This window comes from Streptomyces sp. NPDC086080, assembly GCF_044540255.1.
Classification (GTDB): domain Bacteria; phylum Actinomycetota; class Actinomycetes; order Streptomycetales; family Streptomycetaceae; genus Streptomyces.
The window spans coordinates 95,663-111,699 of sequence record NZ_JBITRU010000030.1 but is presented as its reverse complement, the minus strand read 5'-3'; the positions used below and the strand labels follow the sequence as shown (position 1 = coordinate 111,699).

At 72.8% G+C, this 16,037-nt stretch carries 10 protein-coding genes; 4 read left to right on the top strand and 6 right to left on the bottom strand.

Translation table 11 applies throughout. The features are described from left to right. Positions 1 to 35 precede the first annotated feature (35 nt). Positions 36 to 452, top strand: a complete 417-nt coding sequence (locus tag ACIF9R_RS29355) for a hypothetical protein (RefSeq protein WP_399985400.1) — start codon at positions 36 to 38, stop codon at positions 450 to 452. Here ACIF9R_RS29355 and ACIF9R_RS29350 read toward each other — a convergent pair. From ACIF9R_RS29350 to ACIF9R_RS29340, 3 genes are all read right to left on the bottom strand, one after another. Then, positions 421 to 4,902, bottom strand: a complete 4,482-nt coding sequence (locus ACIF9R_RS29350; RefSeq protein WP_399985399.1) for an FtsK/SpoIIIE domain-containing protein — start codon at positions 4,900 to 4,902, stop codon at positions 421 to 423. The genes ACIF9R_RS29355 and ACIF9R_RS29350 overlap by 32 nt on opposite strands. A 206-nt stretch (positions 4,903 to 5,108) precedes the next feature. After that, positions 5,109 to 7,154, bottom strand: coding sequence for a protein kinase (locus ACIF9R_RS29345; RefSeq protein ID WP_399985398.1), 2,046 nt, complete (start codon positions 7,152 to 7,154; stop codon positions 5,109 to 5,111). Between the two features lie 95 nt (positions 7,155 to 7,249). Continuing rightward, complete coding sequence (locus tag ACIF9R_RS29340; RefSeq protein ID WP_399985397.1) at positions 7,250 to 8,098, bottom strand: menaquinone biosynthetic enzyme MqnA/MqnD family protein; 849 nt, start codon at positions 8,096 to 8,098, stop codon at positions 7,250 to 7,252. A 353-nt stretch (positions 8,099 to 8,451) separates the two neighbouring features. Between ACIF9R_RS29340 and ACIF9R_RS29335 the strand changes: the two genes are divergently transcribed. After that, positions 8,452 to 8,655 (top strand): cold-shock protein, encoded by a 204-nt coding sequence (locus tag ACIF9R_RS29335; RefSeq protein WP_003992177.1) that lies wholly within the window; start codon positions 8,452 to 8,454, stop codon positions 8,653 to 8,655. A gap of 440 nt (positions 8,656 to 9,095) precedes the next feature. Here ACIF9R_RS29335 and ACIF9R_RS29330 read toward each other — a convergent pair whose 3' ends face one another. Then, complete coding sequence (locus ACIF9R_RS29330) at positions 9,096 to 11,018, bottom strand: AMP-dependent synthetase/ligase (RefSeq protein WP_399985396.1); 1,923 nt, start codon at positions 11,016 to 11,018, stop codon at positions 9,096 to 9,098. A gap of 635 nt (positions 11,019 to 11,653) precedes the next feature. After that, the gene (locus ACIF9R_RS29325) at positions 11,654 to 12,940 is read right to left on the bottom strand and encodes an acetyl-CoA C-acetyltransferase (RefSeq protein WP_399985395.1); all 1,287 of its coding nucleotides are present in this window, start codon (positions 12,938 to 12,940) and stop codon (positions 11,654 to 11,656) included. Between the two features lie 132 nt (positions 12,941 to 13,072). Between ACIF9R_RS29325 and ACIF9R_RS29320 the strand changes: the two genes are divergently transcribed. Both ACIF9R_RS29320 and ACIF9R_RS29315 read left to right on the top strand, forming a co-directional pair. After that, positions 13,073 to 14,380: a 3-oxoacyl-ACP reductase gene (locus ACIF9R_RS29320; protein WP_399985394.1), complete on the top strand. Its 1,308-nt coding sequence runs from the start codon at positions 13,073 to 13,075 to the stop codon at positions 14,378 to 14,380. Positions 14,381 to 14,387: 7 nt separating this feature from the next. Beyond that, the gene (locus ACIF9R_RS29315) at positions 14,388 to 15,302 is read left to right on the top strand and encodes a MaoC/PaaZ C-terminal domain-containing protein (protein WP_399985393.1); all 915 of its coding nucleotides are present in this window, start codon (positions 14,388 to 14,390) and stop codon (positions 15,300 to 15,302) included. Here ACIF9R_RS29315 and ACIF9R_RS29310 read toward each other — a convergent pair. Further along, complete coding sequence (locus ACIF9R_RS29310; protein ID WP_399985392.1) at positions 15,272 to 16,021, bottom strand: TetR/AcrR family transcriptional regulator; 750 nt, start codon at positions 16,019 to 16,021, stop codon at positions 15,272 to 15,274. The genes ACIF9R_RS29315 and ACIF9R_RS29310 overlap by 31 nt on opposite strands. Between the last annotated feature and the right edge of the window lie 16 nt (positions 16,022 to 16,037).

Sequence of the window (16,037 nt, the reverse complement as noted above, 5' to 3'; positions counted from 1 at the left end):
CCCGTCAGATTCTTGGCGTACTGGGCCTTTCCCTCGTGTTCTTTGCGCTGGCACTCGCCTTCTGGCTCCCCTCCCGCTCCCTGGTGCAGGACCTGCGCGATGACGGTGTGACCGTCACGGCGACAGTCACCGAGGTCGACAACAAGCCCGAGTACGTGAAGGTGCGCTTCCTGAAAGGGTCCGAGTCAGGAAAGGAGACCGAGCTGTGGGACTACGCCGGGATGCTCCCCGATGTACGGCCCGGCGACGCACTACTCGTCACCTACGACCCTGACAATCCTCACCGCAGCCTCCCCCAGGCATGGGTGAGCGACCCTCCCGCCAATCTGCCCGCGTACGGCATCTCGGCGATCGCCGCGTTCCTCCTCGCGGGAGCCGCCGCCGGAACCCTCCGCCGCCGACGGCTCCTCCGTTCCCCCCTCACCCATTCATCACCCCCTGCACAGGCATGAACGACCCCCCGGCCACGTACAACCCGCTCCCCGCCGTCCCGCCCCCGCTGCTGGACGGCAGCCTGATGCCGAACAGTTCGCCCTCCGAAGGGCTCTGCGGGGTGAGGAGGAGGCCGTTGCGGGACTTGCGGGCCTCTACGGCGAAGCCGCGGTACTGGCCGGAGAGGCTGTCGGTGGAGCCGGCTGCGATGAGGCCGATGCCGCCGTCCGCACCCTTGCGGACGACAGTTTCCAGAGCCTCGTCGAGGCGGGTGTCGTAGAGGAGTTCGGCGTCGTCGACGAGGACGACGTACGAGCCGCCCGACGCCTTGTCCACCAGTTCCTCCAGATCGTCCTCACGGCTGTCGGCGTTCAGCAGGCCGAGGACACCGTCCCTGCCCTCCAGCTCGCGCAACGGCGAGCGGCGCGGGGCGACCAGCACCACCGGGGTGCCGGAGTTCAGCAGGGTCTGCGCCGCGGCGACCAGGACGGTGGAGCGGCCGGACTTCGGCGGGCCTGCGATGACGAAGCCGGGGCCGCTCTCCTCCAGGTCGATACCGACCGGCCGGAGTTCGTCGCCGCCGACACCGATCAGTGCCCAGAGCGGCGACGGCGCCGTGAAGTCCGGGTCGAGGGCCAGGGCCTCCGTCGCCGTGATGCGCGAGGGCAGTGCGTCCACCCGCATGGGGCGTCGTCCGGCCGGTACCCGGCCGTGCCGGGCCGCCGCCTCCTCGGCGATCTCGCGCAGCGCGCGGACCTGTGCCTGACCGGCGGGGTCGTCCGCGAGAAGGCCGATCTGGGTCTCGTCCACGCCGGCGTCGGTGATCCGCAGGGCGCGTCCCGGAGGCATGTTCTTGGGGACCTCACGGGGCTGGAGCCCGGCCGTGGAGTAGTCGTTGGGGTCGGCGAAGCGCAGCACCAGGCGGTCGGCGAAGGCGGACGAGACATGGCCGCTCAGGCCGGTGCGGTCGGCGGTCATGACGACCTTGAGGCCCACCGCGGAGCCCTCACGGAAGATCCGCTGGGCCGCTTCGATCAACTGGCCGTAGTTGTAGGCCTCGAAGGCGGAGGCGAAGCCCTCCCAGCTGTCCAGCAGGAGCACCATCCAGGGGAGCCGGTCCTCCGGGGCAGCCGTGGCACGTTGTTCGGCGGCGCTGGATGCGCCTTCCATGGCGAGGAGTTGCTGTCGGCGGGCGATCTCCGCCAGCAGGCGCTCGATGAGGCGCCGGACCCGGTCCGGCTCGTCGCGGGTCACGACGGCACCGACGTGCGGCAGCCGCATCAACGGCAGCAGCGCGTTGGAGCCGCAGTCGATGCCGTACAGGTGCACGTCGTGCGGGGAGGTACTGCGGGCGAGCGAACCGGCCAGGGTCCGCAGGGCGGTGGAGCGGCCGGAGCGGGCGCCGCCGAGCAGCATGGTGTGCTCGCCGTGCACCAGGTCCAGGGACAGCGGTGTACGGGACTGGCGCGCCGGGAGGTCGATCAGTCCGTACGGGACAGGCGCCACGTCTGCCTCCCCGGCCGCGGTCGATTCGACGCCGTACGCCATGAGTTCGTCGAGGGTGACCTGTTCCGACAGGGGCGGCAGCCAGGGGCTGCGCTGCTCGCCGAAGCCCATGCGGCGGGCGCCGTCGCGGACCGCATCGACGAGGACGGCGAGGTCGGTGACCATGGTGCCGTCGTCCTCGGCCCCGGCCCGCTTGGGCAGCGGGCGGCCGTAGGCGTTCCAGGGCATCGGCAGCAGCGTCGCCTTCGGGCCGGTTCCGCCGGTGGCGGGCCGGCGGCCACCGATGCGGGCCGACTGCACGCCGACGAGGGACTGCGCACCGGAGCGTACGTACATGCGGCCGGGGGTGGATTTCGCGATGGCACCGGAGTCGGGGGCTTCGATGACGTCGATGGACTCCGAGGCGTCCGTCACCCGCAGCGCGATCCGCAGGTTGGTGTTGGCGCGGATGTCCGCGCTGACCACACCGGCGGGTCGCTGGGTGGCCAGGACCAGGTGCACACCGAGGGAGCGGCCGCGGCGGGCGATGTCGACCAGTCCCGCGATGAAATCGGGGAGTTCGGCGACCAGGGACGCGAACTCGTCGATGACGAGGACGAGTCGTGGCATCGGCTCCAGTTCGGGGCGGAGCTTGCGGGTGTCGTTGTAGTCCTCGATGTCCTTGGTGGCGGCGTCGAAGAGGATCTTCTCCCGGCGGTGCAGCTCGGCGGCGAGCGAGGCGAGGGCCCGCTCGGTGAGATGGGCGTCGAGGTCGCTGACCATACCGACCGTGTGCGGCAGCCGGGCGCAGTCCATGAAGGCGCTGCCGCCCTTGTAGTCGATGAGAACGTAGTTGAGGGCGTCGGGCCGGTTGGCGACGGCCAGCGAGGTGATGATCGTCTGGAGGAGTTCCGACTTGCCGGCACCGGTCGTTCCGGCGACCAGCGCGTGCGGTCCGTCCCGCCGGATGTCCAGCACGAAGGGACCGTCCGCGGCGACGCCGACGGGTGCGGCCGTGGTGGAGCCGCCCGCCCTCCAGATCCGCTCCACGTCGCCGCCGGTCGGGTCCGGCAGGCCCAGCAGGGTCAGCAGCCGCGCGGAGCTGGGCAGGGCGCTGCCCGCGTCGTCCCGGCTGACGTCCCGGACGGGGGCGAGGGAGCGGGCCAGCACCTCGCACCACTGCGGGGTCACCTGGTCGGCCAGTACGTCGCCCGCGGCCTCCAGGCCGTGGCCGCGGACCCGGACGTGGTGGGCGGCGTCGGGCGACCAGGCGACGACGGCCTTGCACTCCTCGGGGAGGAGACGCTCGTCCTCGTCGACGCACAGCGCGAGGATGCCGTACTGGGGTCCCTCGGTGAGCAGTTGGGGCACGCCGGGTACGCGGCGCAGCAGCCGGGCCCCGTCGAGGACCATCAGGACATGGGGGTCCGGGTAGAGCTGACCGGACATGTTGTTCTGCTCGCGGGACGCCTTGCGCCGGGCCAGCTCGTTCAGCAACTCGTTGACGCGGCGGGTGACTCCCTCGGAGTCGAAACCGACCAGCGCGACACAGTCCTGTCCCTGGTCGGGCCCGGTGTGCGGCAGCCAGTGCGCCCACTGCCAGTCGGCGCCGGCCGCCGGGGTGGACGCGAGCGTCACGAGGGCCAGGTCCCGCGGGCTGTGCAACACCGCGGCCTGTACGGCGAGCCAGCGCGCGGTGGCCAGCGCACGGGCCCGGTCCCCTGCGACCCCGACCACGCCGAGCTCGGTGAAGGGGAGGGTGACGGGGATGTCGGCCAGGACGGGCGGCTCCGGGCGCTCCTCCTCGTAGAGGGAACCGCCGCGGCCCAGGACGAGTTCGACGTCGGAGGGGAGGTTGCCGGAGCCGACCCTCAGCTGCAGGGCGTCGGGGTCCGTGAGCCGGCGCTCCCACAACCGGCGGCGCGGGCCGGTGGCGAACAGCAGGATCTCCGCCGGGTCGGGGCTGTCGGCGCGGCGGGCGCGCTGCTCCTCCTTGCCAAGAGCGGCGAGTTCCGCCTGGTGGGCGGCGAGGTCCTTCTTGTACTGCTTGACGGACGTCCTGTGCTTCTTCTTGCCCTCACGGTTCTCGCTGAGCCACTGGGCGAGCATCATCAGAGGGCTCATCAGACAGAAGAGCAGCATGTAGATCTGCTCGGTGAGGAGCCACATGCCGATACCGAAGAGCATGGGCATGAACGCCAGGATGAACTGGAAGCGCGCCCGGTCCCCCTTGGTGGGCGGTACCGGCACGACGAGCCGCCGCCGGGGCCGCAGCGGGGACAGGCGGGGCGGGCGGTTGTAGGCGAGGCCGCCCTCGCTCATCGCGGAGAGATGGGCGTCCGCCTCGGCCACCCGGTCGAGGACGAGCAGCGTGTCACCGACGCGGGCGAATCCGCCGAGCGGCCACGGCACTTGGGACGTGACCGGTGTGTCGTCGAGCAGGATCTCGACGCCGGTCTCGGGGGCGAGCGTGGTGCCGCCCTTCATGTCGATGGTGAGCCGGAGGGCGACCGGCGGAGTCGAGGTGTCCGTCAGTGGCAGCGAACAGGTGGGCGCCGTACCGGCCGTGGCGGTTCCGATCCCCAGTCGGACCACCCGGCCGGAGTCGGGGCCGCCGGCCACGCGCAGCTCGTACTGTCCGACCGGTTCACCCCGGCGCAGCAGGGGCCCGGTCGCGTCGTCGACCGACACCCGCATGCCGTCCCGCAGGACGGATGTCACCGGCGCCGACGGATCACAGCGCTCACCGTCGGCCCACAGGACGGGTGCCCCGGGGACCTCTGTCGCGCCGGGACCGTACGGGAGGATCGGCGACGTGCCGGGGAGGGCGACCACGTTGCCGGGCACGCCCGCCGGGTGACCGGTCTGTCCGAGGGCGGTCGCCAGTGCCTGTGCGACATCGCCCGCGGTGGCGTCGTCGTCGGTGGTGACGAGGACGTCCTGCGGTTCACCGCCCTCCCTTACGACCGTGACCAGCGTCTGCATGGCGGTTCGTCCTCCCCGTCGGCCCCTGCGGCCTTGTTCATCGCTTCAGCTGCTGAACGCCCGTGACGGCGTCCGGGCGTCGGCCCACCGGCAGCGCTTCCCCGTCGTGGTACCCGTGCGGCGGGTGCCGCGCCTGGGGTGTCCGCCGGGCAGACACATTAGTGAGTATCAGGAGGCGGCAGTGACCGGGAGGAGCGGAGAGGCGCCTACTCGATCCTCGACAGCCGGGCCTTCGGGCTTCCGGACGCTTCGCTGTCCGACTCGTACACGAGGTCGTCACCGACCGGCGTGAGACGGACCGTGTGGGGTTCCTGGTTGCAGACGCCGCGGTTGGTCCTCGCGCCGACGGAGGTGGTGACGAGCTGCTTCTCCGTCACCTGTTTCAGGGTGAGGACGTCGTCGCAGACACCGCCGAAGATGTCCGTGTGGCGCAGGGTGCCCACCTTCTCGCCCACCTTCGCCTCCGTGAGCGTCACCCGGAACGTGCCGAGCGGAATGGCGATGGTCTCGCGGGAGTTGGCCTGCCCCTCCCAGGTACCGAGGTAGCCGGCGGGGACGGTGGCGGGGGAAGTGGCGGCCGGCTCCCTGGTCTTGGCGCCGCCGTCGGAATCCGCGTTGCCGCTGGGGGACGTGCCCGTGCCCGGCAGCAGGTCGAGCATGGCCACGGTCCCCACGGTCACGGCCGCCAGCGCGCCCGCGACGGCGAGGGCGATGGTGCAGCTCACCCGTCGCCCCCTGCCGCTGGGGCCGGGGGAGGATGTGGCCGCCACGGAGACGGAGAGCTTGCCGGGGCCACCGGGAGCGGGGCGAGGCAGTCCCGCGGGCTGGGTCGGCGGGTGGGGTGTCGCACCGGGATCCGCAGACGGGTCCGGGGTCGAACCCGCGGACGGACCCGCGGACGGGATCGGGGACGGACCCAGCGCGTACGGGCCCGGGCCCGCCGCGGATGGGCCTGGGGCCGGGCCGGTGCCCGGGCCGGCCACGTACGAGCCCGAAGCCGGGCCGGTGTCCGGGCCGGCCGGTGCCTCGCGGGGTACGGGGACGGCGGACCCGCTCCGCTCCCCCGGCGGCGGCATCACCGGCGGCGGCCCGAAGGCCCCGCTCGCCACCCCCGCGCCCGGCGGCTCCCCAGCCGGTGGTTCCCCGGTCGGCGGCTCACCGGCCGACGGACCACCCGCCGACGGATCACCCGCTGGCGGACCACCCGGCCCGGCGGGCCCGCCCGCGAACCCGGCGCCCGCCAACCCGGCGCCCCCGAACCCGCCGCCCGCGACGCCGGTGCCCAAGGACCCGTCCACCGACGGCCTGCTGAATCCCACCGGTCCCGACGCTCCCGACGCCGGCCCCTCCCCCGTCGCCTCCAGGTTCAGCAACCGCACCGCGGCCCGGCTGACCTGTTCCACCAGCGGCCCGGGCAGCCAGCCGCCCGCCACCATGCGGGCCGCGCCGCCCTCGGGAGCGAGCCGTCCGGCCACCTCGGCGGGGGTCGGTCGCGCGGACGGGTCCTTGTTCAGGCAGGCGTCGGTCAGTTCGCGTATCTCTCCGCCCCACTCGCCCAGTTCCGGCGGCTCGTGCACGACCTTGTACAGCAGCGCCGCCGAGGAGTCGCCGGGGAAGGGCGGCTGTCCGGTCGCCGCGTACGCCAGGACCGCGCCGAGCGAGAAGACGTCCGCCGCCCCCGTCACGCCCTTGCCGAGGATCTGCTCGGGTGCCATGTAGCCGGGCGAGCCGATCGAGACGCCGGTCGAGGTCAGCGAGGCCGTGCCGTCCATGGCGCGGATGATGCCGAAGTCGATCAGCAGCGGGCCGTCGAGGGTGAGGAGGACGTTGGACGGCTTCACGTCCCGGTGCACCAGACCCAGCGCGTGCACCGCCGTGAGCGCCTCGGCCAGACCCGCGCCGAGGGTCCGTACGGTGTGGGCGGGCAGGGGGCCGGCGTCGGCGACCGCCGCCGCGAGGGAGGGGCCGGCCGCGTAGGCGGTGGCGACCCATGGCACCCGGGCCTCGGGGTCGGCGTCCAGGACGGACGCCGTCCAGGCGCCGCCGACCCGGCGCGCGGCGTCGACCTCGCGGCGGAACCGGGCGCGGAACTCCTCGTCCAGCGCGAAGTGCGGATGCACGATCTTCACCGCGACGGTGCGTCCTCCGGCGCTGCGGCCCAGGTAGACCCGGCCCATGCCGCCGGAGCCGAGCCGGCCGAGCAGCCGGTAGGGCCCCACGACCGTGGGCTCGTCCGCATCGAGCGGCCGCATGGCGTCCACCCCTCCCCCGTCAGCCCGTCCGCCGGAACCTTCCAGCAGCGTAGTGCGCGGCCCCGCCGGCTCTCACCACCGAAAGCGATCCGGTCTCACGGCTGCAGAAGATCCACCGTGACGTCCACCGGGAATCCGGTCGTCGGCCCGACCCTGCGGGCGAACTCCGCGACCGCCGCCAGCTGCGGAGCGCCGAAGCTGAAGTCGAGGGTGGTGAAGTACTGGGCCAGGGTCCGCTCGTCGAAGGCCTCCCAGCGGGCCGCCTGCTCGGCGACCTTGTCGACCTCCTCCAGGGAGACGTCACGGGACGTGAGGAAGGCCTCGTGCACCTTGCGGGTGATGGCCGGCTCACGCTCGGCGTAGTCGCGCCGCGCCGCCCAGACCGCGAAGACGAACGGCAGGCCCGTCCACTCCTTCCACAGGGCCCCCAGGTCGTGCACGTCCAGGCCGTAGCGGGGGCCGTCGACCATGTTCGCGCGCAGGGCAGCGTCCCCGATGAGGACGGCGGCGTCGGCCTCCTGCATCATCAGGCTCAGGTCGGGCGGGCAGGTGTAGTAGGCGGGCTGTACGCCGTACCGCTCCGCGAGGAGGAGCTGGGCGAGGCGTACCGAGGTACGGGAGGTCGACCCGAGGGCGACCCGGGCGCCGTCCAGCCGGTCCAGCGGGACCTGCGAGACGATCACGCAGGACATCACCGGACCGTCGCAGCCGACGGCGATGTCGGGGAAGGCGACGAGCCGGTCCGCGTGCCTGAGGTACTCGACGAGGGTGATGGGCCCGATGTCCAGGTCGCCCCGCACCAGCTGCTCGCTGAGCTTCTCGGGGGTGTCCTTCGTCAGCTCGAAGTCGAGGAGTGTGCCCGTTCTCGCGAGCCCCCAGTACAGGGGGAGGCAGTTCAGGAACTGGATGTGGCCGACGCGCGGCCGGGTGCGAGGATTGTCCACATCGTGAGGCTAGCCCTCGGCCGGGGAGAAAGGGCCTCCGCCCCCTTGTACGGCCTTGAACGACCGGACGGGCGCACCATCGGACGAGCAATCGGACCGGACGGACGACCGGGCGCGTGTGGCGCAGGGGGCGTGCAAACATTCGGGTGACGTGATCTTGACCTCTATTGCATCCGGGCACCCGCGTGCTAGGCTCGTCCGCAAGTTGCAGTTTGGTTTCCCTTGCAGTACAGAGCCTGCGGAGCATGTGACCGCGGGCTCTCGTCGTTCTCAGACGGATGCAGTTGTGCGGAATTGGTCTTCACACTTGCTGGTTCTGGAGCAGGGCAACCCTTTGGGCCCAAGGAGGGCTTATGGCTACCGGAACCGTGAAGTGGTTCAACGCCGAAAAGGGCTTTGGTTTCATCGCCCAGGAAGGCGGCGGCCCCGACGTCTTCGTCCACTACTCCGCGATCAACGCGAGCGGCTTCCGCTCCCTTGAGGAGAACCAGCAGGTGTCCTTCGACGTCACGCAGGGCCCGAAGGGCCCGCAGGCGGAGAACGTCACCCCGGTCTGATCCTCGCCGATCCGGGAACGACTAGCAGTACCCAAGGAGCCCCGCGCCGTCAGGCGACGGGGCTCCTGCCTTTCCGGCACCCGCGTGTCAGTGGGCACGGCAGGGGTCCCCGCTCATGACCTCCACCGACTCCGACGCCCACTGCGACGCCCACTGCGACGCGCGCCCGCTCCGACTCCGATCACGTGGCCGCGACCCGGATCGTCCACGACGCCATCGCCGAGGACTACGCCGCCACCCCCTGGGGCCACCGGATCACGCTCGGCTTCCGGCACATGCGGCCGGAACGCGTCGCGGCGGCCCTGGAGGCGGCCGGGTTCACCCTCGTCCAGCGCTCGGTGCACCCTCGTCCAGCGCTCGGTGCGCACGGCCGACACCGCACAGGGCGAGTCGGCCCCGCAGGCGTCCCCCATCGCCAGCACCGCACGCCCCCGGATGATCTACCCCCCGTAGAGTCCCTCCACCTCCCCGGCGAAGTCCCGCATGATCTGCTCGCGCCTCAGCTTCATCGACGGGGTCAGGTGGCCCGCCTCCTCGGTGAAGTCGACGGGGAGGACGGTGAAGCGGCGGATCGATTCCGGGCGGGAGAGCATCTTGTTGGCCTCGTCGATCGCGCGCTGGATGATCGTCAGCAGCTCCGGATCATCGGCGAGCAGTTCCGCCGGGACGGGATGCTTGCCGTTCATACGGCGCCAGTGGGTGATCCCGTCGGGGTCGAGGGTGATCAGGGCGCAGACGTAGGGGCGGTTCTCGCCCACCACCATGACCTGGGAGATCAGGGGATGTGAGCGCAGCCAGTTCTCCAGCGGGGCGGGGGCGATGCTCTTGCCGCCCGCGGTGATGATCAGTTCCTTCTTGCGGCCCGTGATGGTCAGATAGCCCTCGTCGTCCAGTTCGCCGAGGTCACCCGTGGGGAGCCAGCCGTCGCGGGCGGCGGGGACGACGCCGCCCGCCTGCGGGTCCCAGTAGCCGCGCAGGACATGCTCTCCGCCGATCAGGATCTCGCCGTCCGCCGCGATACGGATCCGGGTGCCGGGCAGCGGCCAGCCCACCGTGCCCAGGCGGGGCTTCAGCGGAGGGGTCACCGTCGAGGCGCCGGTGGTCTCCGTCAGTCCGTAGCCCTCGAAGATCTCGATGCCGGCACCGGCGTAGAACGCGCCGAGGCGGCGGCCCAGTGGGGAGCCGCCGCAGATGGCGTAGCGGACCCTGCCGCCCATGGCGCCCCGGATCTTGCGGTAGACCAGCGGGTCGTAGAGGGCGCGGGCCGCCTTCAGGGAGCGGGACGGGCCGGGGCCCGTCCCGGCCTGCCGGTCCTCCAGGGCCTCGCCGTAGCGGCGGGCCACCGACGCCGCGCGGTCGAAGGTCGAGACCCGTCCATGCGATTCCGCCTTCGCGCGGGCGGAGTTGAAGACCTTCTCCAGCATGTACGGGATGGTCAGCAGGCAGGTGGGCCGGAAGCTCGCCAGGTCCGGCAGCAGGTCCTCGGCGGCCAGGCTCGGCGCGTGGCCGAGTCGCACCCGGGCGCGTACGCAGGCGACGGCGACCATGCGGCCGAAGACGTGGGACATGGGCAGGAAGAGCAGCACCGAGGCCTCTTCGCCGGTCCGGGCCCTGAAGATGGGGTAGAGCAGCTCGATGGCGTTGTCCACCTCGGCGAAGAAGTTGCCGTGGGTGAGGGCGCAGCCCTTGGGCCGGCCGGTCGTTCCCGAGGTGTAGACGAGGGTGGCGAGGGTGTCGGGGCCCAGCATGCCGCGGCGTACCTCCACCTCGGCGTCCGGGAGGTGCGTTCCCGCCTCCGCCAGGGCGTCGACGTGGCCCTTCTCCACGACCCACACCCGCCGCAGGTCGGGCAGGTGCGGGAGTTCGGGGCCGAGGGCGGCGGCCTGTCCCGCGGTCTCCGTGATCAGGGCGACCGCTCCGGAGTCGTGCAGGATCCAGCGCGCCTGGTAGGCGGACGAGGTGGGGTAGAGGGGGACGGTGACCAGTCCGGCCGCCCAGGCGGCGAAGTCGAGGACCGTCCACTCGTAGATGGTGCGGGCCATGACGGCGACCCGGTCGCCCGGCACCAGCCCTTCCGCCATCATGCCCTTCGCGACGGCCAGGACCTCGGCGGCGAATCGTTCCGCCGTCACGTCCCGCCAGCCGCCGTCGGCCGTCCTCCGGCTGAGGACCACCGCGTCGGGCGCCGTGGTCGCGTTCTCGAAGGGCAGGTCGGCGAGTGATCCGTGCCGTACCGGCTTCGCGAACGGCGGTACGGACGCTTCCCGTACGACCCCGTCCAGCCGCCGGATCCCGGGCTCGACCAGGACGGGCGCTCCGTAGACGTCGTCGTCGAGAGCGGTGGAGGAATGCGGGGTGGACACGGGCGGCTCCTGGGACGTGCGGGGGAACTGCTTGATGCCACGGCGCACGTGCCTCGCACGCCGAGGCGCTGGTCGGTGGGCCCCCGGCGAGGGGACGGAACCGGTTGGTGCGGGGATCGTACGGGGGTGACGTGGGGGGTCTGTGCGGGTATGGCGGTGGTACCGGGCCGGGCGTGTGCAGTGTCGGGGGGCGTTCGCGCGGCACGCACGCGTAGGGGCTCCCCGCGCCGCTCCGGTACGGTCCCACCGGTCCCACCGTGCCGCTCAGGTACGGCCCTGCGTCGCGCCGGTACGGCCCCGCGGCGCTCAGGTACGGCCCCGCGCCGCTCAAGCACCGCCCCCCACGTCGCTCAGGCACCGTCCCACGCCGCTCAAGCACCGTCCCACGCCGCTCAAGCATCGCCCCGCACGCCGCTCAGGCACCGTCCCACGCCGCTCAAGCATCGCCCCGCACGCCGCTCAGGCACCGTCCCACGCCGCTCAAGCATCGCCCCGCACGCCGCTCAGGCACCGCCCGCTGTGCTCAGGCAAGGCCCCCGCGGCGATCAGGTCGGTCGTGGGTGCCCACTCGCGACCGTCGGGCGGCCGCCGGCCGCTACCGGCGAACACACCCGGTCATGGGGAGGCATGTTCGGTCACGGCCTTTCCAGGATCGCCGTCACGCCCTGTCCGCCCGCCGCGCAGATGGAGATCAGCCCCCGGCCGGGGGTCTCCCGCTCGGCGAGAAGCGTGGCCAGCGTCGCCACGATGCGGGCGCCCGTGGCGGCGAAGGGGTGGCCGGTGGCCAGGGAGGAGCCGGCGACGTTCAGCCGTGCGCGGTCGACGGGCGCCAGGCCGCGCTTCTCCCAGGCGGCCAGCGTGGCCAGCACCTGCGAGGCGAACGCCTCGTGCACCTCGATCAGGTCGAAGTCCGCCATGCCGAGACCGGCCCGCTCCAGCATGCGCGGGACCGCGTACGCGGGTGCCATCAGCAGCCCGTCCTCGCCGTCGGCGACATCTCCGTGAACGAAGTCCACGGCGGCGGTCTCGTACGCGGTGAGGTAGGCGAGCGGTGCCACACCCCGCTTCCGGGCCCACTCCTCGCTCGCCAGCAGGACCAGCGCCGCGCCGTCCGTGAGCGGGGTGGAATTGCCCGCCGTCATGGTGGGTTCGGGGTGGTCGAGACCGAACACCGGCTTCAGGGCGGCGAGTTTCCCCGCCGTCGAGCCGGGGCGCAGATGGTGGTCCCGGGCCAGGCCCCGGAACGGCACCACCAGATCGGTCAGCAGGCCGCGCTCGTACGCCGCCGCCAGCCGCTGGTGGCTGGTCGCCGCGAGGTCGTCCTGGGCCTCGCGGGAGATGCCCCAGGCGCGGGCGGTGACGGCCGCGTGCTCGCCCATGGAAAGGCCGGTGCGCGGCTCGGCGTTGCGCGGAATGTCGGGAACGAGGTGCCGGGGGCGCACCTTCGCCAGCGCCCTGAGGCGGGCGCCGGCCGACTTCGCGCGCCGCGCCTCCAGCAGCACCTTGCGCAGGTCGTCGTTGACGCCGAGGGGCGCGTCGCTCGCGGTGTCGGCGCCGCCGGCGATGGCGGCCTCGGTCTGCCCGAGCGCGATCTTGTTGGCGGCGGTGATGACGGCCTGCAGCCCGGTGCCGCAGGCCTGCTGGATGTCGTAGGCGGGGGTGCGGGCGTCGAGTCGTGACCCGAGGACCGTCTCCCGGGCGAGGTTGAAGTCACGGCTGTGCTTGAGGACCGCGCCGGCGACGAACTCCCCCACCGCGCCCGGCTCGTGCAGCCCGTACCGCTCGACCAGGCCGTTCAGCGCGGCGGTGAGCATCTCCTGGTTGGAGGCGGTGGCGTAGGGGCCGTCGGACCGGGCGAACGGGACGCGACTGCCGCCGATGACCGCGACGCGCCGGACGGCAGTCGGCTTCAAGGTGCTCATCTCGACCTGCTCCTCATCGGTGGCATAGGATTACCTCCGGTAACCTTACTCCAGAGTAAGCATGTTCGGGGCACCCCCGAGCGCACCCGAGGCACACCCGAAGCAAGCAGGGCAAGCACGGAGGAGTCCCCCATGGCCGACCGCTATCTGAGCTTCACCGGCACCGCGCCCGGCCGCTTCCTGACGCGCCGCCTGGGCCTCCCCCGGCCCGTGCCCCTGCGCCGCTGGTCGCCCGACCGGCCGGACCTGGAGGGCGGCCTGCTCCACCTCACCGCCGGAAAGTCCGCCCTCGGCCTCGCCCCCGTACTCGCCCGCACCGGACTCGACACCGACGACACCACGGGACGGCCGGCCGCCGTCGTCCTGGACGCCAGTGGGATACGGGACGTCGAAGGCCTCGGTGAGGTGCACGCGGCGCTGCATCCCGTCCTGCGGTCGGTCGCCGCGAGCGGCAGGATCGTGGTGCTCGGTGCCCCGCTCGACCCGGGCGACCACCATCAGGCCGCCGCCCAGCAGGCGTTGGAGGGCTTCACCCGCTCCCTCGGCAAGGAGACCGGCCGGGGCATCACCGTGAACCTGGTCCGCCTCACCGACGCCGACGCCGCCGCATCGACCCTCCGCTTCCTGCTCTCCCCCAAGTCGGCCTACGTCAGTGGCCAGGTGATCGAGACCGGCGCGCACCCGCCCGCCACCCCCTACGACGTGGAGCGACCCCTCGCCGGCCGCACCGCCCTGGTCACCGGCGCCGCACGCGGCATCGGCGAGGCGGTAGCCGAGACGCTGGCCCGGGACGGCGCACACGTGGTCGTCCTCGACGTGCCCCAGGCGGAAGCGGACGCCCGCCGCGTCGCCGAACGGCTCGGAGGCGTCGCGCTCCCCCTCGACATCACCGCCGCCGACGCGGGCGCCCGTATCGCCGAAGCCCTCCCCGACGGCATCGACGTGCTCGTCCACAACGCGGGCGTCACCCGTGACCGCCGCCTGGTCAACATGCCTGCCGACCGATGGAGTTCGGTACTGGAGGTGAACCTGGCGAGTGTGCTGCGCGCGACCGACGCGCTGCTCGCCGCCGGGGCCCTGAAGCGTGGCGGGCGCATCGTGGCGACGGCGTCGATCGCTGGGATCGCGGGGAACGCCGGCCAGACCAACTACGGTGCGAGCAAGGCCGGAATCACCGGCCTGGTCCGCTCCCTCGCCCCGCGGGCGCTCGCCGGGCACGGGGTGACGGTGAACGCGGTGGCCCCCGGGTTCATCGAGACGAGGATGACCGCCGCCGTCCCGCTGTTCATCCGTGAGGCGGGGCGCCGTATGAACTCCCTCGCCCAGGGCGGACTGCCCGTCGATGTCGCCGAGACCACCGCCTGGCTCGCCCACCCGGCCTCCGGCGCGGTGAACGGCCAGGTCGTACGGGTCTGCGGCCAGAGCCTGTTGGGCGCGTGAGCACACCATGACGACGCCCGCCCCCGTGGTGGAACTCTCCGGAGCCCCCGCCCTCGCTCCGCTCCTCGCCCGCGGTGCCCTGCTGTCACCCCTCAAACGGCCCCGCCCCGACGCCGGCTGGCCCCGGACCCGGCTGACACTGCCCGCCCTGCGTGTCGATCCCGTCCGGCTCACCGCGTACGAGCGGGTGTGCGGCTTCCCGACCGGCGAGGAGGCGCTGCCGGTGACGTATCCGCATGTGCTGGGCTTTCCGCTCGCCATGCGGCTGATGAGCGGGCGGGACTTCCCACTGCCGCTGCTGGGCCTCGTCCACACGTCGGTGGCGATCACCAGGCGCCGCGCGACACCGTCCATCACCGCGTACGACCTGACGGTGTACGTCGACGGCCTGGCCCCGCACCGGCGCGGCACGGAGGCCGCCGTGGTCACGGAGATGCGGTCCGGCGGGGAGGTCGTATGGGAGTCACGGAGCACCTACCTGGCCCGGCACCGGACCACCACCGAACACCCGGAGAACCCGGAGAACCCAGAAACCCCGGAGAACCCGGAAACCCCGGAGGACCCGAAGCACCCGGAGAACACGGGGGAGGGCCGCGGTCCCCTCCCCGCCCTCCATGAATGGCACCTCGCCGGGGACATCGGCCGGCGCTACGGCGCGGCGTCCGGCGACCGCAATCCGATCCACCTGTACCCGCTCACCGCCCGGCTCTTCGGCTTCCCCCGCGCCATCGCGCACGGCATGTGGACCGCCGCCCGCTGTCTCGCCGCGCACGGCACCACCGACGCGACCGCGATCCGGGCCGGCTTCCGGGCGCCGGTGCCGCTGCCCGGCACGGTGACCTACGCCGCGCGGGACGGACGCTTCGAACTGCGCGGCGCCGGCGGGCGGGTTCACCTCACCGGGGAGGTCCGCCCGGCCTGAGGCGCACCGGCGCCGGACGCGGACCCGGAGACGGACGCGGACCCGGACTCGCACACTGACCCGGAGCCGGACGCGGAGTCGTCGGGCGGTGTCCAGTGCGCGCCGGCCATCAGATCGCCCAGCCCCGCCCAGGCGAAGTTCATCAAGGTGGCCGCCGACTGCCGGGCCGTGACGCCGGACGTGGCGTTGGCCCAGTCGGCGAGGGACTCGGCGGCGCCCACCAGGGCCTCCGCGAGCCCGGCGACCTCCCGCTCGGGGAAGTCGGGGTCCCGATGGGCCTCGCGGGCGGCGGCGAGAATGAGCTCGGTCACGAACGCCACGATCTCCGCGCGCATCGCGGCCACCTCGGCGGCGAACACCTCACCGTGCGTACGGGCCTGGAGGTGCAGCACCGCCCAGCCGTCGGGGTGCTGGGCGGTGTGCGTGAAGAACGCCGTGAGGCCCGACCACAGCTGGCGGTCCGCGGGCAGCCCCGGCCGGGCGCCGGCGCGGACCGCCTCGGTGAGGGCTCTCGCCTCCCGCCGGATGCAGGCGGTGAAGAGGTCCTCCTTGGAGTTCAGGTACAGATACACCAACGGCTTGGACACGCCCGCCAGTTCGGCGATCTCGTCCATCGACGCGGCCATGTACCCCCGTTGCCCGAAGGTACGTACGGCTGCGTCCAGCATCTGCTGTTCACGGACCGCACGCGGCATCCGCTTCGTCTTCACGGCACCCATGGGACACAGCGTACGG

Excerpts from the sequence above, each read along its gene's own strand:
- ACIF9R_RS29350 (WP_399985399.1), bottom strand. The coding sequence starts at position 4,902 with ATGCAGACGCTGGTCACGGTCGTAAGGGAGGGCGGTGAACCGCAGGAC.
- ACIF9R_RS29345 (WP_399985398.1), bottom strand. The coding sequence starts at position 7,154 with ATGCGGCCGCTCGATGCGGACGAGCCCACGGTCGTGGGGCCCTACCGG.
- ACIF9R_RS29335 (WP_003992177.1), top strand. The coding sequence starts at position 8,452 with ATGGCTACCGGAACCGTGAAGTGGTTCAACGCCGAAAAGGGCTTTGGT.
- ACIF9R_RS29325 (WP_399985395.1), bottom strand. The coding sequence starts at position 12,940 with ATGAGCACCTTGAAGCCGACTGCCGTCCGGCGCGTCGCGGTCATCGGC.
- ACIF9R_RS29320 (WP_399985394.1), top strand. The coding sequence starts at position 13,073 with ATGGCCGACCGCTATCTGAGCTTCACCGGCACCGCGCCCGGCCGCTTC.
- ACIF9R_RS29315 (WP_399985393.1), top strand. The coding sequence starts at position 14,388 with ATGACGACGCCCGCCCCCGTGGTGGAACTCTCCGGAGCCCCCGCCCTC.
- ACIF9R_RS29310 (WP_399985392.1), bottom strand. The coding sequence starts at position 16,021 with ATGGGTGCCGTGAAGACGAAGCGGATGCCGCGTGCGGTCCGTGAACAG.